Raw genomic sequence first — 24,715 nt, forward strand, 5'->3', positions numbered from 1 at the left:
GGGTCGGCCCGGTGGCGACCGGTACCGTCAGCGCTGGCTGATGGTGACGTTGCCGCTGCCGGCCGAGCCGTCGAGCACCAGGGACGCGGCCGGATCGTCGGCGACGGTGACCCGGGCGTCACCGGAGCCGGTGTTGGACCGGACCCGGTAGCTTCCCGCCGGCACCAGCAGCGTGACATCGCCGCTGGCGGCATGTGCGCGGGCGGCGGCGGGCTTGTCCAGTTCGACGTTGACGTTGCCGGACCCGGCCTCCGCGTCGACCGCGCCGCCCAGTCGGCGCGCGGTGATGTCCCCGGAGCCGGCGCGCAGTCGGACCGCCCCGCTGGCCTCGCTGACGTCGATGTCACCGGAGCCCGTCTCGACCCCGACCGCGCCGGACGCGCCGACGATCCGTACGTCGCCGGAGCCCAGCCGCAGATCCACCGTGCCGACCCGGCTCAGTTCGACGTCGCCGGAGCCGGACTCGCCCTGGAGAGCCACGCCCTCCGGCAGGGCCACCTCGTAGGAGATGCTGCACCGGTCGCCGCAGTCGGTGTCCAGCACCAACTCGCTGCCCTTGATCTCGTACCGGGCGCTGGGCTCGCCACCCTGATAGCGCACGACCCGTTTGATCCGCGCCTCGCCCTCCGTGCCGCTACCCCGGACGATCACGTCGCCCGCACCGGGCAGCACCCGGATGGTGGTGATCTTCGCCGCCTCGGTGTCGTCGTAGTCAAGGCGGCGCATGGCGAGGTTGTCGCACCCGGCGACAAGGATGAGGGCGGTTGTCAGGCCCAGAGCGACGGGCGCGGTGGCGCGACGGACGGCGCTGGTGGTGGGGTGCATTGCCATGACCAGCACGCTACGGGCGGCGACGAGCCTGGCGCATCGGGGTTCGTCCGCGCATCCACCCCGAACCAACCCTGATTTCACACCCCGAGGGAGAATGGCCCGATGGCCGGGTATCGCCGACAGCTCTACCGCGACGACGCGGTGGTGCTGCGTGTGCAGAAGCTCGGCGAGTCCGATCGGATCATCACCCTGCTCACCCGTCGGCACGGCCGGCTGCGCGCGGTGGCCCGGGGGATCCGCCGCACCACCAGCAAGTTCGGTGCCCGGCTGGAGCCGTTCGGCCACGTCGACCTCCAGCTCGCCGGTGACCCGAAGGGCAACCTCGGCAGCTCGCTGCACACCGTCAGCCAGGTCGAGGGCATCGACCTGTACGGCAAGCGGTTCCTCGGGGACTATCCCCGTTACACGGCGGCCAGCGCGATCGCCGAGACCGCCGAGCGGCTGACCCCGGTCGAGCGGGAGCCGTCGCTGCGGCTCTTCCAGCTCACCGTGGGCGCGCTGAAGGCGCTGTCCCGGGGCGAGCACGCCACCACCCTGGTGCTCGACGCGTACCTGCTGCGGGGGATGGCCCTCGCCGGCTGGGCACCGGCGCTGATCGCCTGCGCGGTCTGCGGCACCCCAGGGCGGCACCGGGCCTTCTCCGTGCCGGCCGGGGGTGCGGTCTGCCCGGATTGTCGGCCACCCGGCGCGGCCCACCCCGCGCCGGCCACCATCGATCTGATGTCCGCGCTGACCACCGGTGACTGGGTGCTCGCCGACGCCACCGACTCCGGCGTACGCCGGGAGTGCAGTGGGCTGGTCGCGGCTCACCTGCAATGGCACCTGGAGCGCGCGCTACGCTCGCTGCCGCTGGTCGACCGGGGTCCCTCGGCGACCGGCACGTCCTCGCCGCCGGACGGCGCCGGGGTCGTGGTGCTCCGGCCACGTGGCGACGTCGAGGCCGGGGCGGACGGCACGAGCAGGGAGTGACCGAGTGATCCGATCGAAGAAGGCCGGCCGGCGCGAGCCGACGCCGCCGACACCGCACCCATCCGGCGCCCGACCGCCGGCGCTGCCGACCGAGGCGGTGCCGAAGCACGTGGCGGTGGTGATGGACGGCAACGGTCGCTGGGCCAAGGATCGGGGGCTGGCCCGCACCAAGGGCCACGAGGCCGGGGAGCACAGCCTCTTCGACACCATCGAGGGCGCGATCGAGATGGGCATCCCGTACCTGTCGGCGTACGCCTTCTCCACCGAGAACTGGCGGCGCTCGCCCGACGAGGTCCGGTTCCTGATGGGGTTCAACCGGGACGTGATCCGTCGTCGCCGTGACCAGTTGGTCGACCTCGGCGTCCGGGTGGTCTGGTCGGGCCGGGCCGGCCGGTTGTGGAAGAGCGTCATCTCCGAGTTGCAGACGGCCGAGGAGATGTCCCGGGACAACGCGACGTTGACCCTGCAGTTCTGCGTCAACTACGGCGGGCAGGCCGAGATCGGCGACGCCGCTGCCGCGATCGCCCGCGACGTGGCGGCCGGGCGACTGGATCCGGCCAAGGTCAACGAGAAGACCGTGGCGAAGTACCTCTACCACCCGGAGATCCCGGAGGTGGACCTGTTCCTGCGCCCCTCGGGGGAGGAGCGGATCTCCAACTTCATGCTCTGGCAGTCCGCGTACGCGGAGTTGGTCTTCCTGGACACGCTCTGGCCCGACTTCGACCGCCGCCACCTCTGGTACGCGTGCGAGTTGTACGCGCAGCGGGACCGCCGCTTCGGCGGGGCGCTGCCCAACCCGGTCGCCCCGGTGATCTGAGCCGACGCGCTTACTCTCCCGTCACTCTGGGTATCACAGTCGTCAGAAGCCACTGACGGAGGTGAACCCACATGATCCAGAAGCGCATTGCCCAGTGGGCGGTGATGGCGGTAGCGGTGCCCCTCGCGGCTGCCGGTGCCCGCCGGCTCAGCCACACCCTGGAGGCCCGGCGTGGTCCCTCCGGGATGACCCGGTTGCTCACCAAGGGCGCGGACCTCATGCGTCCCCAGAAGGCCAAGCGGCGTCGCTTCTTCTGACCAACCCCGCCCGTCCCCGGCGCCGCCCGCACTCCGGTGCGGGCGGCGCCGTCTCGTCCCACCCCCTCGGGTCGGTCGTTTCGGGGTGCCGCGGAATGGGGCCCGGGTAGGGTCCGAAGGTGGCGGGTCGACGGCGGTGGGGGTGGCTGTGCGGGATCTCCGATACAAGATGATCATGGCGTTGAACGCCGCGGATCTGGGTGAGCCGATGTGTGCGCAGGTGGCCGACATCTGTGCCGAGATCGCCGAGCAGCACTGCGCCGAGTTCGGTCACGCACCGCAACTGTTAACCGGTGAGATCGCCGAACTGGCCACCGGCGAGCCGGCCCTGACCTGGGCGCCCACGGCCCCCGACACCGCGCGGCGTGCCTGGTGACCGCTCCCGCGCCGTCGGTCGAGGTGCGTCGCGCCGACGACCGCTTCGCCACCCGGATCTCCTGGCTGGACTCCAAGCACTCGTTCTCGTTCTCCCGGCACTACGACCCGGCCAACACACACCACGGTCTGCTGCTCGTCAACAACGACGACGTGGTGCGCCCAGGGGCCGGCTTCGAGACCCACCCGCACCAGGACATGGAGATCATTACCTGGGTGTTGCGTGGCTCCCTGGTGCACCAGGACTCCACCGGTCACTCCGGGGTGATCTACCCGGGCCTGGCCCAGCGGATGAGCGCCGGCACCGGCATCCTGCACTCGGAGAAGAACGACGCCTGGCGACTCGACAACCAGACACCGCACACCGACCCGGTCCACTTCGTGCAGATGTGGGTGCTCCCCGACGAAGCGGGCGTCGACCCCGGCTACGAGCAACTGGAGATCGAGGACGAACTCCTGCGCGGTGGCCTGGTGCCGATCGCCTCCGGAATGGACCGCTACGACGGTGCGTCCGCGATCCGGATCCGTAACCGGTACGCGACCCTGCACGCGGCCCGTCTCACTCCCGGCGACGAGGTCACCATCCCGGACGCGCCCTACGTGCACCTGTACGTGCCCGACGGCACGGTGACGCTGGAGGGCAGCGGCCCGCTCGGCTCCGGCGACGCGGCCCGGCTCACCAGGACCGGCGGCCGGCGGGTCACCGCCGACGAACCGGCCGAGATCCTCGTCTGGGAGATGCACGCCACCATCAGCTGACCGTCGCCGGGCGGGAGGCGTGCTCCGCCGCGCCCCCGTGATCGCGCACCGCCCTGCCCCATGATCTCGCCCGAACACGGATGTAGTGGCCTCCCGACGTCGGAAGGCCACTACATCATGGATTTGGTGCGATCACGGCGCCGCGGGGCGCCGCGCCGACTACGCCGGGGACTCGGCGCGGTCGCCCGCCCACGTGGTGTGGAACGAGCCCTCGCGGTCCACCCGCTGGTAGGTGTGCGCGCCGAAATTGTCCCGCAGACCCTGGATCAACGCGGCCGGCAGGCGCTCGGCGCGCAGCGCGTCGAAATACGCCAACGACGAGGAGAACGCCGGCGTCGGCACACCGGCCCGGGTCGCGTCGGCCACGACCCGCCGCCAACTCGGCACGCCAGCGGCGACAGCCTCGGCGAAGTACGGCGCGACCAGCAGCGTCGGCAGCTCCGGCTTCTCGTCGTACGCCTCGCGGATCCGGTTCAGGAAGCGGGCCCGGATGATGCAGCCGCCCCGCCAGATCGTGGCCGTGCCGCCCAGGTCGATATCCCAGTTGAACTCCTGGCTGCCGGCGCGGATGTGGTCGAAGCCCTGCGCGTACGCGACGATCTTGGAAGCGAGCAACGCCCGGCGGACATCCTCGACGAACGCGTCCCGGTCGGTGACCTGCCACTGCTCACCCGCGTCCGGGAACGCCCGCCGCGCCGCCTCCCGCTGGTCGACGTGCCCGGAGAGCGAACGGGCGAAGGTCGCCTCGGCGATCCCGGTGATCGGAATGCCCAGGTCCAGGGCGCTCTGCACGGTCCACCGGCCGGTGCCCTTCTGCTCGGCCCGGTCCTGCACGATGTCGACGAACGGGCGGCCCGTCGCCGCGTCGGTGTGCGCGAGCACATCGGCGGTGATCTCGATGAGGAACGACTCCAACTCGCCGCCGTTCCAGTCGCGGAAGATCTCCGCGATCTCCGCCGGCTTCGCGCCCAGACCGGCCCGAAGCAGGTCGTACGCCTCGGCGATGAGCTGCATGTCGGCGTACTCGATGCCGTTGTGCACCATCTTGACGAAGTGCCCGGCACCGTCCGGCCCGACATGGGTGCAGCACGACACGCCGTCCACCTGGGCAGCGATCTTCTCGAACATCGGCCCGAGCTTGGCGTACGACTCCGTGGAGCCGCCGGGCATGATGCTCGGCCCGAGCAGCGCGCCCTCCTCGCCACCGGAGACGCCGGTGCCACTGAAGTGCAGCCCCTGTGCGCGCAGCGCCTCCTCCCGGCGGCGGGTGTCGGCGAAGTGGGCGTTGCCGCAGTCGACGATGATGTCGCCCTCCTCCAGCAGCGGCACCAACTCGTCGATCACCGCGTCGGTGGGCGCACCCGCCTTGACCATCACGATCACCGCGCGGGGCCGCTCCAGCGACGCCACGAAGTCGGCCATCGTCTCGCCGGGCACGAACGTGCCCTCGTCACCGTGCTCGGCAACCAGGCTGCGGGTGCGTTCCGGCGACCGGTTGTGCACCGCCACCGTGAAGCCGTTGCGGGCCAGGTTGCGGGCCAGGTTACGGCCCATCACCGCCAACCCGGTCACACCGATCTGCGCCGTCGCCTGCTCAGCCATTCGTGCCGCCACCTCTCGCCGTCGGACTTACGTGCTAGGACCGTATCGCGGTGCGGCAAAACGTGGGTGAGTCGTCTCGACAGCCGGTTATCGGCAAATGATGCTCAGCTTTCCCGGGCCAGGCGATCCTCCACATGCGCGACCTTCGCGGTGAGCGCGTCCGTCACCCCCGGGCGGATGTCGGCCTTGAGCACCACGCTCACCCGAGGCGCCTGTGCGGCCACCACGTCGACCGCCCGCTTGACGACCGCCATCACCTCGTCCCACTCACCCTCGATCGTGGTGAACATGGCGTCGGTGCGATTGGGCAGACCCGAGTCGCGGACCACCCGTACCGCCTCGGCGACCAGGTCACCGACAGACTCACCGACTCCGAGCGGGGTTACCGAGAACGCGATAAGCATGCCGCCGATGGTGCCAGGAAAATCGGCTGCGCCGACGGACGACCGGCGATAGTGTGCGGGCATGCGCTACTGACGCCCCTTCTCCGAGCCGGCCCGCCGCCCCGCGTCGCGGTCCGTGCGCTCCCGGGCGTCCCGCATCCCACCCGCACTTCGGCGGCGCTGGCCCTGCCCGACCCCGGTGAGCAGTCTCTCCCGTTCGACCGTCGCGCCGCGACGGTCACCAGCCGATCCGACCGACCGCCGGAACGCGGGACCGGCCGAGCCGGTCGGCACCGAAGGAGGCCCGGATGCCTGCCAGGCGCAATCCGAAGAAGTCCCGTACCCCCGGCGCGACGCCGCTCGGCATCGACCCGGCGGCCGAGCACGGCCCGCTCCCACCCACCCGCCTCGACCTCGCCGTCGAACCGACCGAGCCGGCACTGCCGGTCGAGCCGGCAGCACTGGTCGAGCCGGCGCTACCGGCGGCACTGGTCGGGCCGGCGGTGCTGGTCGGGCCGGCGCTGCCGGCGGCGGCCGTCTCGGACGCGTTGACGCTGCCGGTCCACGTGCCGGCGCCGGTCGACGTGCCGGCAGCGTTCGACGTGCCGGCGGCGGTCGACGCTCCGGCGGTGGACGATCTGCCACCGGCGGCCGGGCGACCGGCGGCACCGACGGCCGGTCCGCCGCAGGGCGGCGGCAACCGCTCGGGCGGCGGACGCAGCCAACAGGCCGGCCAGACCCGCCGCTACGCCTTCCGCCGCAGCTGACCGATCCGCCCCCGCCCCGTCGGGTGGGGCGCCGGGTGCTGACAGCAACATCAGGGATGTAGTGGCCTCCTGCGCCAACGAGGCCACTACATCCCTGATGTTGTGCAGATCTTGCCCGCGCACGGCGGGCCCGCGCGGGCGGCGGGCGTGCGGGTGACCCGGGACGGGCTCAGCTGATCAGGGGGCGGAAGGTGCCGACCAGGACGCTTGTCGTGAGGGCGGCACCGGCCAGCACGGCGGCCCCGACGATGAGGAGCGCGTCGGCGCGGGTGAAGCGTTGGCGGCGGGCCGCGGTCCGGGGAGTGCCGGCGTCGAAGCCCCGGGCGTCCATCGCGACGGCGAGGCGGGTGCCCCGGCGGATCGCCCCGACCAGCAGCGCGAACGCGGTGGAGGCGAACAGTCGTAGCTTCGCGAGCGGGTTGCGTCCCGCGTCGACCCCGCGCGCGCGTCGGGCCATGCTGATCATCTGCCACTCCTGACCGAGCAGCGGGACCAGGCGAAACGCGGCCAGTGCCCCGATGGCGAACCGGGCCGGCGCCTTCGCGTTCTGGACCAACGCGTCGGCCAGGTCGGTGGGGTCGGTGGTCGCGAAGACGATCACACCGGGCAGGGCCACCGCGAAGATGCGCAGCACCAGCCCGAGCGCCGTGAGCAGCACGCCGGTGCTCACCAGCACCGGTCCGGCGTCCAGCAGGACCCGACCGGACCGGTCGGCGGCGAAGAGCACAAGGGTGACCAGGATGCCGGCGGCGCTGAGGAGCAGCGGCCAGGCCCGCCGGGCCAGCACCCGGTAGCCGATGCCGAACAGCGGCAGCACGGCGAGTTCGAGCGCGATGGCGATCGCCGGGGCCAGTGGGTCCAGGGTGGCGAGCAGGGTGAACGAGAAGACCAGCGCGGCGGCGACCTTCGCCACCGGGTTGCGGCGGGCCAACGGCGCACCGGGTGTGGCGACCGACTCGATGCTGATCATCGGTCGTCGTCCGAGGAGCGTCGCAGGGTGATGGTTCGGTCGGCGAGCGCGGCCACGAAGTCCGCGTCGTGGGTGACCGCGACCAGGCCGTGCCCGGCGTCGCGCAGGTCGGCGAAGAGGTCGACCAGTTCCCGCCAGGTCCGCCGGTCCTGACCGAAGGTGGGTTCGTCGCAGATCAGCAGGCGGGGCGCGGTGGCCAGGGCGGTCGCCACACTCAGCCGCCGCGCCTCACCACCGGAGAGGGTGTACGGGTTGGCGGCGGCGAGCCGGACCAGTCGCAGCCGTTCCAGCAGCCCGCTGACGGTCTCGTTGACGGCCGCCTCGGGCTGACCGGTCCGGCGTGGGCCGAGCGCCAGCTCGTCGAAGACGGTGCTGGTGACGAACTGGTGCTCCGGGTCCTGGAAGACCGACCCGATCCGGCGGACCAGTGCGGGGGCCCGCCAGCGGTGTGGGGGAGTGCGGTGGTCCGCGCCGGCCAGCTCGACGGATGCGGTGACCCGTCCGGCGCCCGGCCGGAGCAACCCGCCGAGCAGCAGTGCCAGGGTGGACTTACCGGCGCCGTTGGGTCCGCGTACGGCGAGTGCCTCGCCGGCGCGTACCCCCAGGTCGGTGGAGCCCAGCCGGGGCGGCAGGCCGAGCCGGTCGGCGGTGAGCAACAGGTCCCCCGGCGCGGCGGTGGCCGGCCGGGGCGCGATGGGGTGACCGGGCACCCAGACCCCCTCGGCGGCCAGGGCGGCGCCGTGGGCGGCGAAGACGGCCTCGGGGGTGCCGTCCGCGCGGACCCCGCCGCCTGGCTCCAGGACGACCACCCGGTCGACGAGCGGCAGCGCCTCGGCGACCCGGTGCTCGACCAGGATCAGCGTGGTGTCGGCGTGCAGCGCGCCGGCCACCGCCTGGCGGACCAGGTCGGCCCCGGCCGGATCGAGGTTGGCGGTCGGCTCGTCGAGCAGCAGCAGCTCGGGACGCAGCGCCAGCGCGCCGGCCAGGGCGAGGCGTTGCTGCTCGCCGCCGGAGAGCGCGGCGGTGGGGCGGTCCCGGGGGTACGGGAAGCCGACGCGGTGTAGCGCCTCGTCCACCCGGGGCCAGATCTCGTCGGTCGGTACCCCGCGGTTCTCCAGACCGAACGCGACGTCGTCGCCGCAGCGCGCCATCACCAGTTGGGTTTCCGGGTCCTGGAAGACGATGCCGACGCGTTCCCGCCCCTTGCGCGGGTCGAGCCCGTCGATCTCGACGGTGCCCTCCTGCTCGCCGGAGTCCTCGGGCAGCAGCCCTGCCAACGCGCTGAGCAGGGTGCTCTTACCGGCCCCGGAGGGCCCGAGCAGCAGAACCCGCTCCCCGGCCTCAATTCGCAGGTCGACCCCGCGCACCGCCCAGGCGCGCCGCCCAGCGTGCCGCCACCCGAACCCCCGCAGCAGTACCCCGCCCACCAATCCACCCCCTCCGGGCCGCGCGTCCCCCGCCCATCCGCCGTTGATCAAGAGGTTTGCGTCAGGAAATCGCCTTCCGCTGACGCAAACCTCTTGATCAACGGGGCGGGGTCAGATCAGGGCTCGGTCTCGGCCCGCCGGGAAGCGGTCCAGGACGCCGGTGTTGGCCAGGGCCTTCGTCAGCAGCCAGCCGCCAGCACCAGCGATCACGGTGGCGCTGACGATGGTGAGCAGCGCGTACGGGATTCGGTAGTCGGCAAGCGCGTAGGCGTCGTTCCAGACGAAGAAGTCGAACAGCGCGGCGCTGAGGCCGGTCAGCGCGCCGGCCAGCATCGCGGTCGGCAGCCGGAACGACCGGTACCGGAAGGCGGCGAACGCCAACTCGGCGCCGATGCCCTGCACGATGCCCTGCGGGATCACCGTGCCGGCCCACTGGCTGCCCAGCAGCGCGGACAGGACCGCGGCCACCGTCTCGCAGTAGAGCGCGGCACCGGGCTTGCGGATGACCAGGCCGCCGATCACGGCCGGCATCAGCCACACGCCGTAGAGCAGCGTCTGCGCCGGCGGGAAGAACGCGAACGCACCCTCGGTGGCGCTCCAGACCAGGCCCCAGGCCCAGAAGATGACGCCGAAGGCGACCGCGATCACCGAGGCGACCACGATGTCGATGGTCCGCCAACGGTTGGTGGTGTTGTCCATGCTGGTGCTCCCAGTTCAGTAAATCGAACCAGGAGAAGACGCACGCCGCGCGTCCGGTGGCACCGGACGGCGGCGCGGCTGGAGGTCGACCGAACTCCCTGCGCTGGCATTACCCAGATCAGGTTCGAGGGTCTGCGGGCATGCCCGCACTCTCAGCGCTGTGCGCTCCCCTGTCGGATGTGAAGTTGTCTCGTCGACGCTAACACTGACCAGGGGGGCCGGCCCAGCAGGGCATCCGCCCATCTCGGCGTTCAGCCGGCCGTACCGCGGCTGGGTAGGCTGACGATCATGCGGGTTGACGCGCGAGGTCTCACGTTCGAGGTAACCGCCGGCGGTCCGTCGGACGGCGTACCCGTCCTGCTGCTGCACGGCTTCCCCCAGCACAGCGGTGAATGGGACGACGTGGTGCCCGCGCTGCACGCGGCCGGGCTGCGCACGTACGCGCTGGACCAGCGCGGTTACTCGCCCGGTGCGCGGCCGACGGCGGTGGCCGACTACCGGATCCCCGAACTCGTCGCCGACGTGGTGGCGGTGCTCGACGCCCTGGGGCTGGACGCCGTGCACCTGGTCGGCCACGACTGGGGCGCGATCGTGGCCTGGGCGGTCGCCGCCGGGCACCCCGACCGGGTCCGCACCCTGACCGCGGTGTCCGTGCCGCATCCGGCCGCCATGGCGTACGCCCTGAGCAACGACGGCCAGCAGAAGGCCCGCTCGTCGTACATCACGTTGTTCCGTAAGCCGGGCACGGCGGAGAAGGTGCTGCTGGCGTGGCACGCGACCGCGCTGCGCAAGATGCTCGGCGGGGTGGGTGACGCGCCCCGGGTGGACCGCTACGTTGCCCCGATGCGCGAGCCGGGGGCGCTGACCGCCGCGCTGAACTGGTACCGGGCGATGTCCCGCGCCGACCTGGCCGGTGTCGGCCCGGTCGCGGTACCCACCACCTACGTCTGGAGTGACCGGGACGTCGCCATTGGCCAGACCGCCGCCGAGGCGTGCGCCGCGAACGTCACCGGAACGTACCGCTTCGTGCGGTTGCCAGGTGTGAGTCACTGGATTCCGGACACCGCGCCGGGTCCGCTCGCCGAGGCGATCCTGGCTCGGGCCGGCGGAACGGCCTGAGCCTGTGGGCCAGCCAGGGAGGGGCGCCGTGACCACGAACGCCAGCGGGCCGGGCACCCGACGCTCGATCGCCGCGCAACTGCGCCTGCTGGGCGTACGCCCCGGGGCGACGCTGCTGGTGCACGCCGCGCTACGTCCGCTGGGGTTCGTCAGCGGCGGCCCGCACGCGGTGGTGCTCGCCCTGCGCGACGCGCTCGGCCCGGACGGCACGATCGTGGTGCCCACCCACACGCCGGACAACAGTGACCCCGCGGGGTGGCGCAATCCACCGGTGCCGGCGGACTGGTGGCCGCTGATCCGCGCCGAGATGCCGGGCTTCGACCCGGCGGTCACGCCGAGCCGGTTCATGGGCGTGCTCGCAGAGACGGTTCGCGGCTGGCCCGGCGCCCTGCGCAGCTCGCATCCGCACGTGTCGTTCGCCGCGCTCGGGCCGGCCGCCGAGCAGGTGGTGGCCGGGCACGGCCTGGCCGACATGCTCGGCGAGGGTTCTCCCCTCGCCCGGCTCTATGACCTGGACGCCGACGTCCTGCTGCTCGGCGTGGACCACTCCGTGAGCACCTCGCTGCATCTGGCCGAGTACCGCTGCCCCGGTTCGCCGCGCGAGCGGGTCGGCGCCGCGGTGCGGACCGGCGACGGTGGTCGGGAGTGGATGTGGTGGCAGGACGTACGGCTCGACGCGGACGACTTCGACGCGCTGGGCACGGACCTGGAGGCCACCGGGGCGGTTCGCACCGGACCGGTCGGCACCGGGACCGGCAGGCTGATGAGTCAGCGGGCGGCTGTCGACTTCGCGGTGCGTTGGCTGGACCGACACCGGACGACGGAGGACGCATGACGGTGAGTGCCGAGGCCTACCTGGCCGTGGTGACCGAGACGATCGGCCGGGTGGCCGCCAGCCAGCGGCTGGCGGTGGGGCGGGCCGCCGACCTGATCGCCGACGCCGTCCGCGCCGACGGGGTGGTGCACGCGTTCGGCACCGGGCACTCCGAGGCTCTCGCCATGGAGATCGCCGGCCGGGCGGGCGGTCTGGTGCCGACCAACCGGATCGCGCTGCGCGACCTGGTGCTGCTCGGCGGCGAACCGGCGGAGCGGCTCGGCCCGCTGCTGGAACGGGACCCGGCGGTCGCGCACCGGCTCTACGAGTTGGCGCCGGTACGGCCCACCGACGTCTTCGTGCTCGCCTCGAACTCCGGGGTCAACGGCGCGATGGTGGAGTTCGCCACGCTCGTCAAGGAACGCGGTCACGGCCTGGTGGCGATCACCTCCGCGCAACACTCGGGCCGGATGACCTCCCGCCACCCGTCTGGGCGCAAGCTGGCCGACCTCGCCGACGTCGTGCTCGACAACGGCGCTCCGTACGGTGATGCGACCCTGCCGCTGCCCGGCGGCGGCGCGGTCGGCGCGGTCTCCTCGATCACCGCGGCGCTGCTCGCCCAGCAGGTGACCGTGGAGGTGGTGGCCCGGCTGCTGGCGGCGGGGGAGCGGCCGCCGGTCTACCTGTCGGCGAACATCCCGGACGGCGACGCGCACAACACCGAGCTGGAGGCCCGGTACGCCGGTCGGATCCGACGCGGGTCCTGAGGCCGTACTGATAACCGACGTGCGTCCAGAAGGTGAACAGCGAATGTCGTGAACCTGTTTCGCGCTCACCCGGGTGGGGCATTGGCGTTGCTGCCGGCGGCCGGGACCGCCGGCAGTAGCGTCGCAGCGGAGGTAGCGCGTGTCCAAGGAGACCGAGAAGCAGCGTTGGCAGCGGAATTTCGCCGACCTGTTGCAGGAGTTGCGGGTCGCACAGACGGGCGTGCAGATCCTCTTCGCCTTCCTGCTCACCCTGCCGTTCAGCAACGGGTTCACCGAGACCACGGAGTTCCAGCGGGACGTCTACATCGTCGCGCTGCTCGCCGCGGCCGCCGCGACCGCGATGATCATCTCGCCGGTGGCGTTCCACCGGGCCCTGTTCCGGCAGGGGCGCAAGCCGGAGTTGGTGCGCTTCGCGCACCGGATGGCCACCGGCGGTCTCGCCTTCATGCTGATCGCGATGGTCAGCGCGGTGCTACTGATCACCGACTTCGTGCTGGACCGGCCGATCGCCTTCGTGCTCAGCGCGCTGACCGGGCTCTGGTTCCTGACGTTCTGGGCCGCCCTGCCGTTCGCCCGCCGCAGCTGGGGTGAGGACGACATCGACGACGACGACGACGACCCGGACGAGGTCGCCGGCCGCTGATCGAGCAGTTCTCCACCGAGCGCTACCCCTGGGTAACACCCGGGGGTAACGTGACGGTAGTCGCACACGTCGAGCAGCCGCACCGAGGTTCGAGGGGGCAGCCGTGACCACGACACAGGACGGCCGACCAGCACCGGACGGCCCGGATTCCGACACCACCCCGCAGACCGCCGGAGCCGCCGCACCGCTGCCCGCGGAGGCCGGGCAGGTCTCGGAGAAGGAGGCCCGGCGGGTCGCCGAGGCCGCTCGCGAGTCCTCCTGGGACCGGCCCAGCTTCGGCAAGGAGTTGTTCCTCGGCCGCTTCCGGCTCGACCTGATCGACCCATGGCCCCGGTCCGACCCGGACGACGTGGCCCGTGCCGAGGAGTTCCTCGGACGGTTCCGCGCCTTCCTGACCACCGAGGTGGACGGGGCGGCCATCGAACGCGACGCGTCCATTCCGGACTCGGTCTTCCACGGCCTGGCCGACCTCGGCGCGTTCGGCATGAAGATCGACCGGACGTACGGCGGGCTCGGGCTGAGCAACCTGCACTACTGCCGGGCGCTGATGCTGGCCGGCTCGGTCAGCCCGGCCATCGGCGCGCTGCTCTCCGCGCACCAGTCGATCGGGGTGCCGCAGCCGCTGAAGATGTTCGGCACCGCCGAGCAGAAGCAGCGCTTCCTGCCCCGGCTCGCCGCCGGCGAGGTGTCCGCGTTCCTGCTCACCGAACCGGACGTCGGCTCCGACCCGGCCCGGCTGGCCACCGTCGCCGAGCCGACCGAGGACGGCACCGGCTACCGGCTCAACGGGGTGAAGCTCTGGGCCACCAACGGCATCGTGGCCACGCTGCTGGTGGTGATGGCCCGGGTGCCGGCCACCGAGGGGCGGCGGGGTGGGATCACCGCGTTCGTGGTGGACGGGGACAGCGCCGGCATCACCGTCGAGCGGCGCAACGAGTTCATCGGTCTGCGCGGCCTGGAAAACAGCCTCACCCGGTTCCACGACGTGTTCGTGCCCGCCGAGAACGTGATCGGCGGCGAGGGCAAGGGGCTGAAGATCGCCCTGACCACGCTGAACACCGGCCGCCTGTCGCTCCCGGCGATGTGTGTGGGCGCCGGCAAGTGGGCGCTGAACGTGGCCCGGGGCTGGGCCGCCGACCGGGTCCAGTGGGGCCGTCCGGTGGGCGAGCACGAGGCGGTCGCGCAGAAGCTCTCCTTCATCGCCGCCACCACCTACGGCATGGAGACCATGCTCGACCTGTGCTGTCTGCTCGCCGACGACGACCGCAACGACATCCGAATCGAGGCCGCGCTGGTCAAGCTGTACGCCAGCGAGATGGCCTGGAAGATCGCCGACGAACTGGTCCAGATCCGGGGCGGGCGCGGCTACGAGACGGCCGACTCGCTGGCCGCCCGCGGCGAACGCCCGGCAAACGTCGAGCAGGTGCTCCGCGACCTGCGCATCAACCGGATCTTCGAGGGCTCCACGGAGATCATGCACCTGCTGATCGCGCGGGAGGCGGTCGACGCCCACCTGTCGGTGGCCGGCGACATCATCGACCCGGACGCGGGCCTGGGCCGCAAGGCGCGCGCCGGCGCCCGAGCCGGTGCCTTCTACGCGAAGTGGCTGCCCACGCTCGCCGTGGGCCGGGGGCAGAGCCCGTCGGCGTACGCCGAGTTCGGGCCGCTCGCCCCGCACCTGCGGCAGGTGGAGCGGTCATCGCGCAAGCTGGCCCGTTCGACGTTCTACGCGATGTCCCGCTGGCAGGGAAAGATGGAACGTAAGCAGGCGTTCCTCGGCCGTGTGGTGGACATCGGCGCCGAGTTGTTCGCGATGTCCGCCGTCTGTGTCCGGGCACAGTCCGAGCGGGCCAGCCGCCCGGAAAATATCGAGTTGGCCGACCTGTTCTGCCGGCAGGCGCGGGTGCGGGTGGACGCCCTGTTCTCGGCTCTCTGGGACAACACCGACTCGGTCGACACCGCCGCCGCGAAGCGGATCCTCGCCGGCCGCTACGCGGGCCTGGAGGAGGGCGTGCTCACCCCGTCCGACGACCTGCCCTGGGTGGCCGGCTGGTCGCCCGGCCCGTCCACCGCCGAGGACGTCCGCCGCCGCATCCCGCCGAGGCCGTGACCGCGCCGCCTGGCGTCCTGCCGGGCGGTGACCGCGCCGCCCGGCGTCCTGCCGGGCCGTGACCGCGCCGCCCGGCGTCCTGCCGGGTCGGTGCGGTGGTGACGGTGCGGGTCAGCTGGCGATCGCCCAGGCCAGCACCGCCGCCAGGATCAGTCCGTTGAGCGCCGCCAGACCCAGGTAGGCCGCGGACGGGATCTTCTTGCCCCGGCGGACGAAGGAGACCAGGACGGCGGCGTAGCCGAGCAGCAGGACAGCGATGACGACCAGGAAGTAGAACACCCGAAGACCTTAACGGTCCCCGGCGCGCGAACCGCGACGGCGCGGTGGTCGCCGGCACCCGTGGTCGACGTCAGCGGCTCCGGCCGCGCAGGCCGAGGTGGCGCAGCTCCAGCGCGGCCAGCGCGTCGACCGTCGCGTCGTCGCCGCGCCGCCACGCCTCGGCCACGTCGGGGCCGACCCGGGTGAGCCGGCCCAGCGGCTGGGTGGCCAAGGCACGCAGGGCGAGCAGGTCCCGGCCGGCCGGCCCGGCGGCCAGCTTCGCGGCCGACCCGGCCCGACGCATCCAGCGCAGCCGCAGCGGCAGCCAGCCGAACAGCACCAGGCCGAGCGGGAAGATCAGCACCGCGATGGTGAGGGCGAGGGCGAGCTGGTCGACCAGGTGCTGCTGGTCGCGGCCGGCGTCGGCGAGCCCTCGGGCGGCGTCGGCGGCCCGCTGGAAGGGCGCGGTCAGCTCGTCGCCGACCAGCGGCACTCGGCGAACCTTGCCGCCGGCGTCGGCGAGGTTGTCGGCGAGGCCACCGCCGGCACCCTCCAGTTTCTGTCCCGGTACGGCGAGCTTCTGCACCAGGTCGTGCAGCCACAGCGCGCCGCGGACCGCCGCGTACACCCAGGCGACGACGAGGAGGTCGGTGAGCAACTGACGGGCGGCGGTCGGGAACCGATCGGCATAGATCTTCACGCCGGACAGCGTGACACGAACGGGCCGGGACCGGCACCCGCCGGATCAGCCGGCGGGGGAGCGGTTCGACCCGGGCCGGCCAGCTTCGCGCCGCCCGGATCGAGATGTCGAGCGAGGTCTTGCTGCATTGCCGGCGATGATGAATGACCGTTCAGCGGACGCAGGTGGGGCAGGTGCCGAAGATCTCCAGGGTGTGGCTGACGTCGGCGTAGCCGTGCTGCGCGGCGACCCGGTCGGCCCAGCTCTCCACCGCTGGGCCGGCCACCTCCACCGTGTTGCCGCAGACCCGGCAGACCAGGTGGTGGTGGTGTCCCTCGCTGCACCGGCGGTAGAGGTGCTCGCCGCCCGGCGGCCGCATCACGTCGATCTCACCGGCGTCGGCCAGCCCCTGCAGGGTGCGGTAGACGGTGGTCAGGCCGACCCGCTCGCCGCGCTGCCGCAGCATCGCGTGCAGGTCCTGGGCGCTGTGGAAGCCCTCCATCTCGGCCAGCAGCGCGCTCACCGCCGAACGCTGCCGGGTGTTGCGCACCGCGGCGCCCTGCTCGCTCATGATCCCTCCCCGGCGTGGCTGACCGCGTCGGCCACGATGTGCGCGACGTGCTCGTCGACCAGGCTGTAGGCGATCTCCCGACCTCGGCGGGAACCCCGCACCACCCCTGCGCCGCGGAGCACCCGCAGATGCTGGGAGACCAGTGGTTGCGCGGCACCGAGTTTGTCCACCAGCTCGTGTACGCACCGCTCACCGCTCGCCAGCTCGCTGACGATGGCCAACCGGATCGGCGCCGACAGGGCGCGGAGCAACTCGCTGGCCCCGTCGAAGCCCTCGTAGCCTGTCGCGCTGGTCATTCCGTAACGGTACCCATTACCACCGACGGCTCGCGGATCAGGATCGGCCCAGTACGACCTCGTGGGGTTCGGCTGTTGGCGCGGGGGTCGGCGTCGACCGTCGGCGCAGTGTCCGCCAGACCCCACCGGCGACGGCGACCACCAGGAAGGAGGCGATCGCCACCAGCACCACCGAGGCACCCGGCGCGGTGTCCGCCGTGGCCGCCACCCAGACACCGGAGCCAGCGGCGAAGAGCCCGAGTGCCATCGCGGCCGTCATGGTGCTGCGGAAGCCCCGGGTGACCTGCTGGGCGGTGGCGACCGGCACCACCATCAGCGCGCTGATCAGCAGCACCCCGACGGCCCGCATCGCGATGGTCACCGTGACCGCGGTGGCGACCGCGATCAGCAGGTTCAGCGTGCGTACCGGCAGGCCGGAGACCCGGGCGTACTCCTCGTCGTGGCTGACCGCGAAGAGCGCCGGGCGCAGCGCGATCATCGTGACCAGGATCGCCGCGCCGAGCACCGCGATGGTGATCACGTCGGCGAGGGAGGTGGTGATCAGCGACCCGAACAGGTAGGCGTTGAGGTTCGCGCTGGTTGCGTCGGAGAGGCCCACCAGCAGTACGCCGCCCGCGATGCCGCCGTAGAAGAGCAGGGCCAGGGCCAAATCGCCAGAGGTACGCCCCCGAGCCCGGACCACCTCGATGGCGATCGCGCCCGCGGTGGCGACCAGCACGGCGACCAGCACCGGCGAGCGGTTGAGCAGCAGTCCGGCCCCGACGCCGGTCAGCGCGACGTGCCCGACGCCGTCACCGATCAACGCCAGTCGGCGCTGCACCAGGTAGATGCCGAGCGCCGGCGCGGCCAGGCCGATCACCAGCGCGCCGATCAGGGCATGTTGCATGTAGGAGTACTGGAAGAGTCCCATGGGTCAGTTGCTCCACAGCCCGGCGGGCTCGTCGTAGCAGTGCGGGTGCACGTGGTCGTGGTCGGGCTCCGCGTGGTGGCCGGCCGGGTCCGGCACCGCGCCGTCGTGGGCGATGCGACCCTCGTGGACGACGACAGCCCGGCTGATCACCGGTCGCAGTGGGCCCAACTCGTGAGCGACGAGCAGCACCGTCCCGCCGTCGGAGACGAAGTCGCGCAGCGCGCTGGCGAATGCCTCCTGGCTGGTCGCGTCCACCCCCGCGGTGGGCTCGTCGAGGACCAGCAGCTCCGGCTGGCCGGCCAGCGCGCGGGCGATCAGGGTGCGCTGCTGCTGGCCGCCGGAGAGCGTGGCCACCGGGTCGCCGGCCCGGTCGGCGAGCCCGACCGCGAGCAGCGCGGCGTCGACGGCGGCGCGGTCGGCTCGACCCGGCGGGCGGAGCACGCCCCGGCGGGCCAGCCGCCCGGAGGCCACCACCTCACGGACGGTGGCCGGTACGCCACCACCGGCGCCCAGGCGCTGCGGAACGTACCCGATCCGCTCCCACTGCCGGAACCGGCGCAACGGCCTCTCGAAGAGGGTGACCGAGCCGGCGCTGACCGGCACCAGCCCGAGCACGGCGCGGATCAGGGTGGACTTGCCGGAGCCGTTGGCCCCGAGCACGGCGACCACCTCACCGGCGGTGACGGTGAGGGAGATGTCCCGGAGCACGGGGCGGCCGTCGTAGCCGACCACCCCGTGCTCGACGGTGATGACAGGTGTGGTCACGAGCAGCCCAAGGCCGTCTGCAGGGTCCGCAGGTTGGTGCGCATCACCGAAAGGTAGTCCCCGTCGCTGCCGGCGGCGAGCCCTTCGATCGGGTCCAACACGGCGGTCTTCGCGCCGACCTGACCGGCGATGGTCTCGGCGACCTTCGGGCTGACCAGGGTCTCGAAGAAGATCGTGGTGGCCTGGTGCTCCTTCGCCTCCTCGATCACGTGCGCCAGCCGCTGCGGCGAGGGCTCGACGTCGGGGCTCAGCCCGGTGATGCCGACCTGGTCGAGCTGGTAGCGGTCGGCGAGGTAGCCGAACGCGGCGTGGCTGGTCACGATCTCCCGCCGTTGGCAGGTGGCCAGGCCCTGCCGGAACTCGCCGTCCAGGGCCGTCAGGTCGGCGCGCAGCGCCGCCGCGCGGGCGGTGTAGTCGGCGGCGTGGTCCGCGTCGGCCTTGCCGAGCCGCTGGGCGAGCTGGTCACCGATGCCGGCCAGCCGGGTCGGGTCGAGCCAGACGTGCGGGTCCTTGCCGCCGCTGTCCTCGGTGTGCCCCTCCTCGCCCTCGTGGTCGTGACCGCCGGCGGTCGCGTCCAGCAGCGGCTGCACGCTTGTCACGTCGAACGCCCGGTCGCCACCGTTCTGCGCGACGGCATCGTCCACCGCCGGCTGGAAACCCTTCAGGTAGACGATCAGCTCAGCCTCGCTGACCTGACCGACCTGGCTGGGGTTGAGTTCCAGGTCGTGCGGTTCGGCGCCCGGCTTGGCCAGGTTGGTCACCCGGACCGCGTCGCCACCGACGCGCTCCGCGATGAACTGGAGGGGGTAGAACGCGGCCACCACGTCGACCCGTTGGGGGTCGGCGTCAGCGCCTCCGGTGGAGCAGCCGGCCCCGGCGCCCAGGGCGAGGAGGGCGGTCGCGGCGGCCAGGACACGGGACGTGGTGCGGTTGCTCATGTCGTCAACTGTCCGTGGCAACGATAATGATTGTCAAAAACGCATGGTTCATGTCAGAGCAGCTTCGCGAGGCCCACCGTCACCAGCAGGGTGAGCATCACCAGCCGAAGCAGCCGGGTCTGCGGCGCCTGAACCGCCCAGGTCGTCGCCAACAGGGCGATCAGGACAGCGGCGAGCGCGAGGGTCAGCAGCCCGCCGATCACCCCGGGCGTGAAGAACGCCACCAGCACCACCACCAGGGTGAGCAGGAACACCGACGTCGGGTTGGCCCCGGCCAACCGGGCCAACAGAGGGCGCTGCGTACGCTGCATCCCACAGACTCTACGAGGAGGGACACCCGTTGCTGGTGACCAACCGGTTCGTGGTCGACGTCGATGTCGCCGACGACTTCACCGAACGGGCGCACGCCGCCCTCACCGCACTGGCCGCCCGCCCCGGCTACCTGCGCGGTCAACTGGTCCGGGCGCTCGACGACCCCCGGTACTGGTCGCTGGTCACCGAATGGGAGTCGGTCGGCACCTACCGCCGGGCACTGGGCGCCTTCGAGGTCAAGGTCAGCGCCGTGCCGCTGCTCGCCGAGTCGGTCGACGAGCCCTCCGCGTACGAGGCGCTGGCCACCGCCGCCCCCGGCGGGGCAGTTGTCGTCGCCGAGAGTGATCGGGCTGCGGGTCCTTACCGCTGAGCCGCCGGACACTACGCTGCTCCTATGACCGCACCCGCCCCGCCACCCGGTCCCGGCGTGGCTCCGCCGTTCGCCGCGCCGCCCACCGAGGGCCGTCGGACTCGGCTCTGGATCGGCCTCGGCGTCGGCGCGCTCGCCGTGGTGCTCTGCTGTGGCGGGGGTGGCAGCGCCGTCATCGGCCTGGCCGTCACCGGCGTGCAGGCGATCGGGGAACAGGCCCGCACCGTGACCGGCGCCTACTACCAGGCGCTTGTCGAGCGGGACTACGGGCGGGCGTACGAGCAGCTCTGCGACGACGCGCAGCGGCGCGAGTCCCGGCCCGAGTTCGAACGGCGAGCCGCCGCCGAACCGCAGGTCACCGCGTTCCGGCTCGGTCAGGTCGACACCATCAACCTGACCGTGCCGGTGGACGTGAGCCTCTCCGGCGGCGACCGGGAGCAGCAGCAGGTCAGCCTCGGCCGGGACGGGCAGACCGGCGGCGTGGAGGTCTGCGGGGTCAGCTGACCCGCCACCGGTATTCTGCTGGGCTCAGGGCGACGGTGGTCGTACCGTTGTCCCGAACCGACCGATCCATCCACATCTCGCCCCCGCCGACCGCCAGCCGGCGTAGGAGGAAACATGCCAGCCGACCGTATCGACGCCGTCGTCAGCCTTGCCAAGCGCCGAGGCTTCGTCTTCCCCTCCAGTGAGATCTACGGAGGCACCCGATCGGCGTGGGACTACGGCCCGCTCGGCGTGGAGCTCAAGGAGAACGTCCGCCGGCAGTGGTGGAAGACCATGGTCCAGCAGCGGGACGACGTGGTCGGCCTCGACTCTGCCGTGATCCTGGCCCGCAAGGTGTGGGAGGCGTCCGGCCACATCGCCGAGTTCGTCGACCCGCTCACCGAGTGCCAGTTCTGCCACAAGCGGTTCCGGGCGGACCACCTGGAGGAGGCGTACGCGGAGAAGCACGGCAAGCCGCTGACCTCACTCGCCGAGCTGAACTGCCCCAACTGCGGCAACAAGGGCACCTTCACCGAGCCGAAGATGTTCAACGGCCTGATGAAGACCTACCTGGGTCCGGTGGAGAGCGACGAGGGTCTGCACTACCTGCGCCCGGAGACCGCGCAGGGCATCTTCGTCAACTACAAGAACGTCGAGACGGTCGCCCGTAAGAAGCCGCCGTTCGGCATCGCCCAGACCGGTAAGTCGTTCCGCAACGAGATCACCCCGGGCAACTTCATCTTCCGGACCCGTGAGTTCGAGCAGATGGAGATGGAGTTCTTCGTCGAGCCGGGCACCGACGAGCAGTGGCACGAGTACTGGCTCCAGGAGCGCTGGAACTGGTACCTCGACCTCGGCCTGTCGGCGGACAATCTGCGTCTCTTCGAGCACCCCGCCGAGAAGCTCTCGCACTACTCGAAGCGGACGGTGGACATCGAGTACCGCTTCCAGTTCGGCGGCACCGAGTTCGCCGAGCTGGAGGGTGTCGCCAACCGCACCGACTTCGACCTCTCCACGCACAGCAAGCACTCCGGCGTCGACCTGTCGTACTTCGACCAGACCAAGAGTGAGCGCTGGATGCCGTACGTCATCGAGCCGGCCGCGGGTCTGACCCGCGCGGTGCTCGCCTTCCTGCTGGAGGCGTACGACGAGGACGAGGCTCCCAACACCAAGGGCGGCGTGGACAAGCGCACGGTGATGCGGTTCGACCCACGGCTGGCGCCGGTCAAGGTGGCGGTGCTGCCGCTGTCGCGCAACGAGGCGCTGTCGCCCAAGGCGAAGGACCTCGCCACGCTGCTGCGCAAGCGCTGGGTGGTCGAGTTCGACGACTCGCAGGCGATCGGCCGCCGCTACCGCCGGCAGGACGAGATCGGCACCCCGTTCTGCGTGACCGTCGACTTCGACACGCTTGACGACAACGCCGTGACGGTGCGCAACCGGGACACCATGGCCCAGGAGCGGGTCTCGCTGGACCAGGTCGAGCGCTACCTGATCGAGCGCCTCCCCGGCTGCTGACGTCCTCCGAAAGCCCCTCCCCGACCGCGGTCGGGGAGGGGCTTTCTGGTGCCTGACCAGGTGCGGGACCCGAAACGAACCGTCGGCGAGTCGCGGGCCGATGAAATTAGTTCAATGCCATCTTTCGATATCTTGGGTCTCGATCGGGAGAAGGTGGGATGACATGGCGAACCGACTGTCCGTCCTCCGCGTGACCGCTGCGGCGTCGATCGTCGTGGGACTGCCGGCGCTCTCGGGCTCGACGGCCCACCACGGTGCCGCCCAGGCCCCGCCGCCGCACCTGACCTCGGCGTCGCGCGGGTCGGCTGGTGCGGTCCCCACGACCACCGTGTCGCCGGTCCCCGAGATGATCGAGGCCGCCCAGTGGAGGATCGAGCAGCCGGCCCCGTCCCGCGGCGGTCCCGCGCGGCGTACCTCCCCGCACGCCCCCGTGACACGTCTCGCCCCCGTGACGGCGATCCACTCGCAGGCCAAGATCGACAGCGGGGCGCTGGTGACGTGGACGACCTCCCCGACGTGCCTCCTGGCGGGGCACGACACCATGGGTTGGGCGTGGCTCAACGACCTCCCGGCCGGGAGGGTGGTGCGGGTCGACTCGGGGCCGTGCGCGGGCACCTACCAGGTGGTCGGGCACCGGTGGCAGCCGCGTAAGGGCGGCACGATGCCGGACTGGGTGAGCAGATACGACCTCGTGCTCCAGACCTGTACGGGGCGGAGCGGGACGGGGTTCAGCACCGCTCGACGGCTGCCCCGGTAGGCCCGGTCGGTCGACCCGGGCGCCGCCCTGCGGCAGGTAAAGGGGGAGGAACCCCTCCGTATACTTGCGGGGTGAGTGATGTCGCGGTGGCGCCCGGACGCCCGTTAACCCTCGGTGGCTACCAGGTGTGGCCGCCGGTGGTGCTGGCGCCGATGGCCGGGATCACCAACGTCGGCTTCCGCCGGCTCTGCCGGGAGCAGGGCGGCGGCATCTACGTCTGCGAGATGATCACCACGCGGGCGCTTGTCGAGCGGAACCCGAAGACCCTGCACATGATCGCGTTCGGCGACGACGAGAAGCCGCGCAGCCTCCAGCTCTACGGCACCGATCCGGAGATCACCGCCGCCGCGGTCCGGATCATCGTGGAACGCGACCTGGCCGACCACATCGACCTCAACTTCGGCTGCCCCGTACCCAAGGTCACCCGGCGTGGTGGCGGCGCGGCGCTGCCGTGGCGGCGCCGGCTCTTCGCCCGGCTGGTGCGGGCCGCGGTGGACGCCGCGGCACCGGCCGGGGTGCCGGTCACCGTCAAGATGCGCAAGGGCATCGACGACGACCACCTGACGTACGTCGAAGCCGGGCTGGCCGCCCAGGAGGCCGGCGTGGCCGCGGTGGCCCTGCACGGGCGGACGGCCGCGCAGCGCTACTCGGGCACCGCCGACTGGGACGCGATCGCCACGTTGAAGCAGGCCCTCGACGTGCCGGTGCTCGGCAACGGCGACATCTGGGAGGCCGACGACGCGCTGCGGATGGTCGCGCACACCGGGGTCGACGGCGTGGTCGTCGGGCGTGGCTGCCTGGGGCGCCCATGGCTGTTCGCCGACCTGGAGGCCGCCTTCAACGGCCGGCCGGAGCGGCGACTGCCGACCCTCGGGGAGGTGTCGGTGACCATGCGTCGGCACGCCGAGCTGCTGGTCGACCAGTTCGTGGCCGCCGCCCGCAACCCGACCCGGGGCGAACGGGACGGCTGCGCCGATTTCCGTAAGCACGTCGCCTGGTACCTCAAGGGCTTCCCGGTCGGCGGCGAACTCCGCCGCTCACTGGCGATGATCGAAAGCCTGGCTCAGCTCGACGACCTGCTCGGCAAACTCGACCCGACGGAGCCGTTCCCGGTGACCGCCCTGGGCCAGCCCCGTGGGCGCACCAACTCGCCGGGCAAGGTCTTCCTGCCGGATGGTTGGCTGGCCAGTCGGGACGACGACGCCGTCCCCGAGGGCGCCGAAATGGACGACTCCGGAGGCTGAGCGCCCCGGCCGCACAGATCTTGGACACTTTCCGTTAGCCGCTAACGGAAAGTGTCCAAGATCTGCTCATTCCACGCGGTGCTTGGGTGAGGAACCGGGCGACCTGGCGCGGGGTGGGGTGGGGCGCGCTTCGGGCCGGGCTCGCGGATCAGGCCGAAAGGGCCGGTCCCCGTGGTGGGGTCCGGCCCTTCGGTGTAAGCGGTGGTGGTGTGGGGGTCAGCTGGTGGCGTAGCCGCGGGTGGCGATCCAGTCGGCGAGGTGCTCGACGGTGATCCAGTAGGAGGCGGTGTTCGGGTCGGCGGAGTCGG

30 protein-coding genes, 1 pseudogene and 1 riboswitch are annotated in these 24,715 nt (G+C 72.0%); of the genes and pseudogenes, 16 read left to right on the forward strand and 15 right to left on the reverse strand.

What is annotated here, in order from left to right; genetic code table 11:
• Positions 1–27: 27 nt before the first annotated feature.
• On the reverse strand, positions 28–831 hold the full coding sequence (locus AB0O48_RS32620) for a DUF4097 family beta strand repeat-containing protein (RefSeq protein WP_357244502.1): 804 nt from the start codon (positions 829–831) through the stop codon (positions 28–30).
• A gap of 102 nt (positions 832–933) precedes the next feature.
• Between AB0O48_RS32620 and recO the strand changes: the two genes are divergently transcribed.
• The 5 genes from recO to AB0O48_RS32645 all read left to right on the forward strand — a co-directional run bounded on the left by recO (position 934) and on the right by AB0O48_RS32645 (position 4,008).
• Positions 934–1,800, forward strand: coding sequence for a DNA repair protein RecO (recO, locus tag AB0O48_RS32625; RefSeq protein WP_357244506.1), 867 nt, complete (start codon positions 934–936; stop codon positions 1,798–1,800).
• 4 nt (positions 1,801–1,804) lie between these two features.
• A complete protein-coding gene (locus AB0O48_RS32630; protein WP_357244508.1) occupies positions 1,805–2,617 on the forward strand; it encodes an isoprenyl transferase in 813 nt (270 codons plus the stop codon).
• Between the two features lie 71 nt (positions 2,618–2,688).
• Entirely contained in the window at positions 2,689–2,874 is a 186-nt protein-coding gene (locus AB0O48_RS32635) for a hypothetical protein (RefSeq protein ID WP_357244511.1), read from the forward strand.
• Between the two features lie 175 nt (positions 2,875–3,049).
• Positions 3,050–3,250 (forward strand): thioredoxin reductase, encoded by a 201-nt coding sequence (locus AB0O48_RS32640; protein WP_357244514.1) that lies wholly within the window; start codon positions 3,050–3,052, stop codon positions 3,248–3,250.
• Positions 3,247–4,008 (forward strand): pirin family protein, encoded by a 762-nt coding sequence (locus AB0O48_RS32645; protein ID WP_357244516.1) that lies wholly within the window; start codon positions 3,247–3,249, stop codon positions 4,006–4,008. The genes AB0O48_RS32640 and AB0O48_RS32645 overlap by 4 nt, the downstream gene beginning before the upstream one ends.
• 159 nt (positions 4,009–4,167) lie before the next feature.
• Here the strand turns inward: AB0O48_RS32645 and gndA are convergent, their stop codons facing one another.
• Both gndA and AB0O48_RS32655 read right to left on the reverse strand, forming a co-directional pair.
• Positions 4,168–5,610: an NADP-dependent phosphogluconate dehydrogenase gene (gndA, locus tag AB0O48_RS32650; RefSeq protein ID WP_357244519.1), complete on the reverse strand. Its 1,443-nt coding sequence runs from the start codon at positions 5,608–5,610 to the stop codon at positions 4,168–4,170.
• A gap of 104 nt (positions 5,611–5,714) precedes the next feature.
• Complete coding sequence (locus tag AB0O48_RS32655) at positions 5,715–6,014, reverse strand: MTH1187 family thiamine-binding protein (RefSeq protein ID WP_357244522.1); 300 nt, start codon at positions 6,012–6,014, stop codon at positions 5,715–5,717.
• Positions 6,015–6,301: 287 nt separating this feature from the next.
• On the opposite strand from AB0O48_RS32655, the gene AB0O48_RS32660 reads away from it, so the two are divergent.
• Positions 6,302–6,760, forward strand: coding sequence for a hypothetical protein (locus AB0O48_RS32660; RefSeq protein ID WP_357244525.1), 459 nt, complete (start codon positions 6,302–6,304; stop codon positions 6,758–6,760).
• A gap of 169 nt (positions 6,761–6,929) precedes the next feature.
• Here AB0O48_RS32660 and AB0O48_RS32665 read toward each other — a convergent pair whose 3' ends face one another.
• The 3 genes from AB0O48_RS32665 to AB0O48_RS32675 form a co-directional block, all read right to left on the reverse strand.
• Positions 6,930–7,730, reverse strand: coding sequence for an energy-coupling factor transporter transmembrane component T (locus AB0O48_RS32665; RefSeq protein WP_357244528.1), 801 nt, complete (start codon positions 7,728–7,730; stop codon positions 6,930–6,932).
• Entirely contained in the window at positions 7,727–9,157 is a 1,431-nt protein-coding gene (locus AB0O48_RS32670) for an ABC transporter ATP-binding protein (protein WP_357244531.1), read from the reverse strand. Before AB0O48_RS32670 ends, AB0O48_RS32665 begins: the two co-directional genes overlap by 4 nt.
• A gap of 111 nt (positions 9,158–9,268) precedes the next feature.
• Entirely contained in the window at positions 9,269–9,856 is a 588-nt protein-coding gene (locus AB0O48_RS32675) for an ECF transporter S component (protein ID WP_357244534.1), read from the reverse strand.
• A 77-nt stretch (positions 9,857–9,933) separates the two neighbouring features.
• Positions 9,934–10,038, reverse strand: a riboswitch (TPP riboswitch).
• A 106-nt stretch (positions 10,039–10,144) separates the two neighbouring features.
• On the opposite strand from AB0O48_RS32675, the gene AB0O48_RS32680 reads away from it, so the two are divergent.
• The 5 genes from AB0O48_RS32680 (at position 10,145) to AB0O48_RS32700 (ending at position 15,309) form a co-directional block, all read left to right on the forward strand.
• Complete coding sequence (locus AB0O48_RS32680) at positions 10,145–10,975, forward strand: alpha/beta fold hydrolase (RefSeq protein ID WP_357244537.1); 831 nt, start codon at positions 10,145–10,147, stop codon at positions 10,973–10,975.
• Between the two features lie 28 nt (positions 10,976–11,003).
• Positions 11,004–11,810 carry an AAC(3) family N-acetyltransferase gene (locus tag AB0O48_RS32685; RefSeq protein WP_357244540.1) on the forward strand — a complete coding sequence of 269 codons (807 nt, stop codon included), beginning with the start codon at positions 11,004–11,006 and terminating at the stop codon, positions 11,808–11,810.
• Positions 11,807–12,556, forward strand: coding sequence for an SIS domain-containing protein (locus tag AB0O48_RS32690; RefSeq protein WP_357244543.1), 750 nt, complete (start codon positions 11,807–11,809; stop codon positions 12,554–12,556). The genes AB0O48_RS32685 and AB0O48_RS32690 overlap by 4 nt, the downstream gene beginning before the upstream one ends.
• A 139-nt stretch (positions 12,557–12,695) precedes the next feature.
• The gene (locus AB0O48_RS32695; protein ID WP_357244546.1) at positions 12,696–13,199 is read left to right on the forward strand and encodes a DUF6328 family protein; all 504 of its coding nucleotides are present in this window, start codon (positions 12,696–12,698) and stop codon (positions 13,197–13,199) included.
• Positions 13,200–13,302: 103 nt separating this feature from the next.
• Complete coding sequence (locus AB0O48_RS32700; protein WP_357572853.1) at positions 13,303–15,309, forward strand: acyl-CoA dehydrogenase family protein; 2,007 nt, start codon at positions 13,303–13,305, stop codon at positions 15,307–15,309.
• Positions 15,310–15,420: 111 nt separating this feature from the next.
• On the opposite strand, the gene AB0O48_RS32705 is transcribed toward AB0O48_RS32700, so the two are convergent.
• The 8 genes from AB0O48_RS32705 to AB0O48_RS32740 form a co-directional block, all read right to left on the reverse strand.
• Positions 15,421–15,588, reverse strand: a complete 168-nt coding sequence (locus AB0O48_RS32705; protein WP_357244553.1) for a hypothetical protein — start codon at positions 15,586–15,588, stop codon at positions 15,421–15,423.
• A gap of 70 nt (positions 15,589–15,658) precedes the next feature.
• Entirely contained in the window at positions 15,659–16,267 is a 609-nt protein-coding gene (locus tag AB0O48_RS32710; RefSeq protein ID WP_357244556.1) for a hypothetical protein, read from the reverse strand.
• Between the two features lie 151 nt (positions 16,268–16,418).
• A complete protein-coding gene (locus tag AB0O48_RS32715; RefSeq protein ID WP_357378404.1) occupies positions 16,419–16,817 on the reverse strand; it encodes a Fur family transcriptional regulator in 399 nt (132 codons plus the stop codon).
• Positions 16,814–17,113, reverse strand: coding sequence for a metalloregulator ArsR/SmtB family transcription factor (locus AB0O48_RS32720; RefSeq protein WP_355030824.1), 300 nt, complete (start codon positions 17,111–17,113; stop codon positions 16,814–16,816). Before AB0O48_RS32720 ends, AB0O48_RS32715 begins: the two co-directional genes overlap by 4 nt.
• Positions 17,114–17,150: 37 nt before the next feature.
• Positions 17,151–18,023 carry a metal ABC transporter permease gene (locus AB0O48_RS32725; RefSeq protein WP_357244562.1) on the reverse strand — a complete coding sequence of 291 codons (873 nt, stop codon included), beginning with the start codon at positions 18,021–18,023 and terminating at the stop codon, positions 17,151–17,153.
• Between the two features lie 3 nt (positions 18,024–18,026).
• On the reverse strand, positions 18,027–18,788 hold the full coding sequence (locus tag AB0O48_RS32730; protein ID WP_357244566.1) for a metal ABC transporter ATP-binding protein: 762 nt from the start codon (positions 18,786–18,788) through the stop codon (positions 18,027–18,029).
• Complete coding sequence (locus tag AB0O48_RS32735) at positions 18,785–19,726, reverse strand: metal ABC transporter substrate-binding protein (RefSeq protein WP_357244570.1); 942 nt, start codon at positions 19,724–19,726, stop codon at positions 18,785–18,787. Before AB0O48_RS32735 ends, AB0O48_RS32730 begins: the two co-directional genes overlap by 4 nt.
• A 53-nt stretch (positions 19,727–19,779) precedes the next feature.
• Positions 19,780–20,037 (reverse strand): hypothetical protein, encoded by a 258-nt coding sequence (locus AB0O48_RS32740; protein WP_110566727.1) that lies wholly within the window; start codon positions 20,035–20,037, stop codon positions 19,780–19,782.
• Positions 20,038–20,066: 29 nt separating this feature from the next.
• On the opposite strand from AB0O48_RS32740, the gene AB0O48_RS32745 reads away from it, so the two are divergent.
• The 5 genes from AB0O48_RS32745 to dusB all read left to right on the forward strand — a co-directional run bounded on the left by AB0O48_RS32745 (position 20,067) and on the right by dusB (position 24,407).
• Complete coding sequence (locus AB0O48_RS32745; protein WP_110566725.1) at positions 20,067–20,408, forward strand: antibiotic biosynthesis monooxygenase; 342 nt, start codon at positions 20,067–20,069, stop codon at positions 20,406–20,408.
• A gap of 24 nt (positions 20,409–20,432) precedes the next feature.
• Positions 20,433–20,912: a hypothetical protein gene (locus AB0O48_RS32750; RefSeq protein WP_357244574.1), complete on the forward strand. Its 480-nt coding sequence runs from the start codon at positions 20,433–20,435 to the stop codon at positions 20,910–20,912.
• Between the two features lie 114 nt (positions 20,913–21,026).
• Positions 21,027–22,406 carry a glycine--tRNA ligase gene (locus AB0O48_RS32755; protein WP_357572852.1) on the forward strand — a complete coding sequence of 460 codons (1,380 nt, stop codon included), beginning with the start codon at positions 21,027–21,029 and terminating at the stop codon, positions 22,404–22,406.
• A gap of 163 nt (positions 22,407–22,569) precedes the next feature.
• Positions 22,570–23,163, forward strand: coding sequence for a hypothetical protein (locus tag AB0O48_RS32760; RefSeq protein WP_357572851.1), 594 nt, complete (start codon positions 22,570–22,572; stop codon positions 23,161–23,163).
• A gap of 71 nt (positions 23,164–23,234) precedes the next feature.
• Entirely contained in the window at positions 23,235–24,407 is a 1,173-nt protein-coding gene (gene dusB / locus AB0O48_RS32765; protein WP_357244583.1) for a tRNA dihydrouridine synthase DusB, read from the forward strand.
• A 216-nt stretch (positions 24,408–24,623) separates the two neighbouring features.
• Here dusB and AB0O48_RS32770 read toward each other — a convergent pair.
• Positions 24,624–24,715: pseudogene (locus tag AB0O48_RS32770) on the reverse strand (phytochelatin synthase); the annotation flags it as partial.

Source organism: Micromonospora sp. NPDC085948 (assembly GCF_040686315.1).
Taxonomy (GTDB): Bacteria; Actinomycetota; Actinomycetes; order Mycobacteriales; family Micromonosporaceae; genus Micromonospora.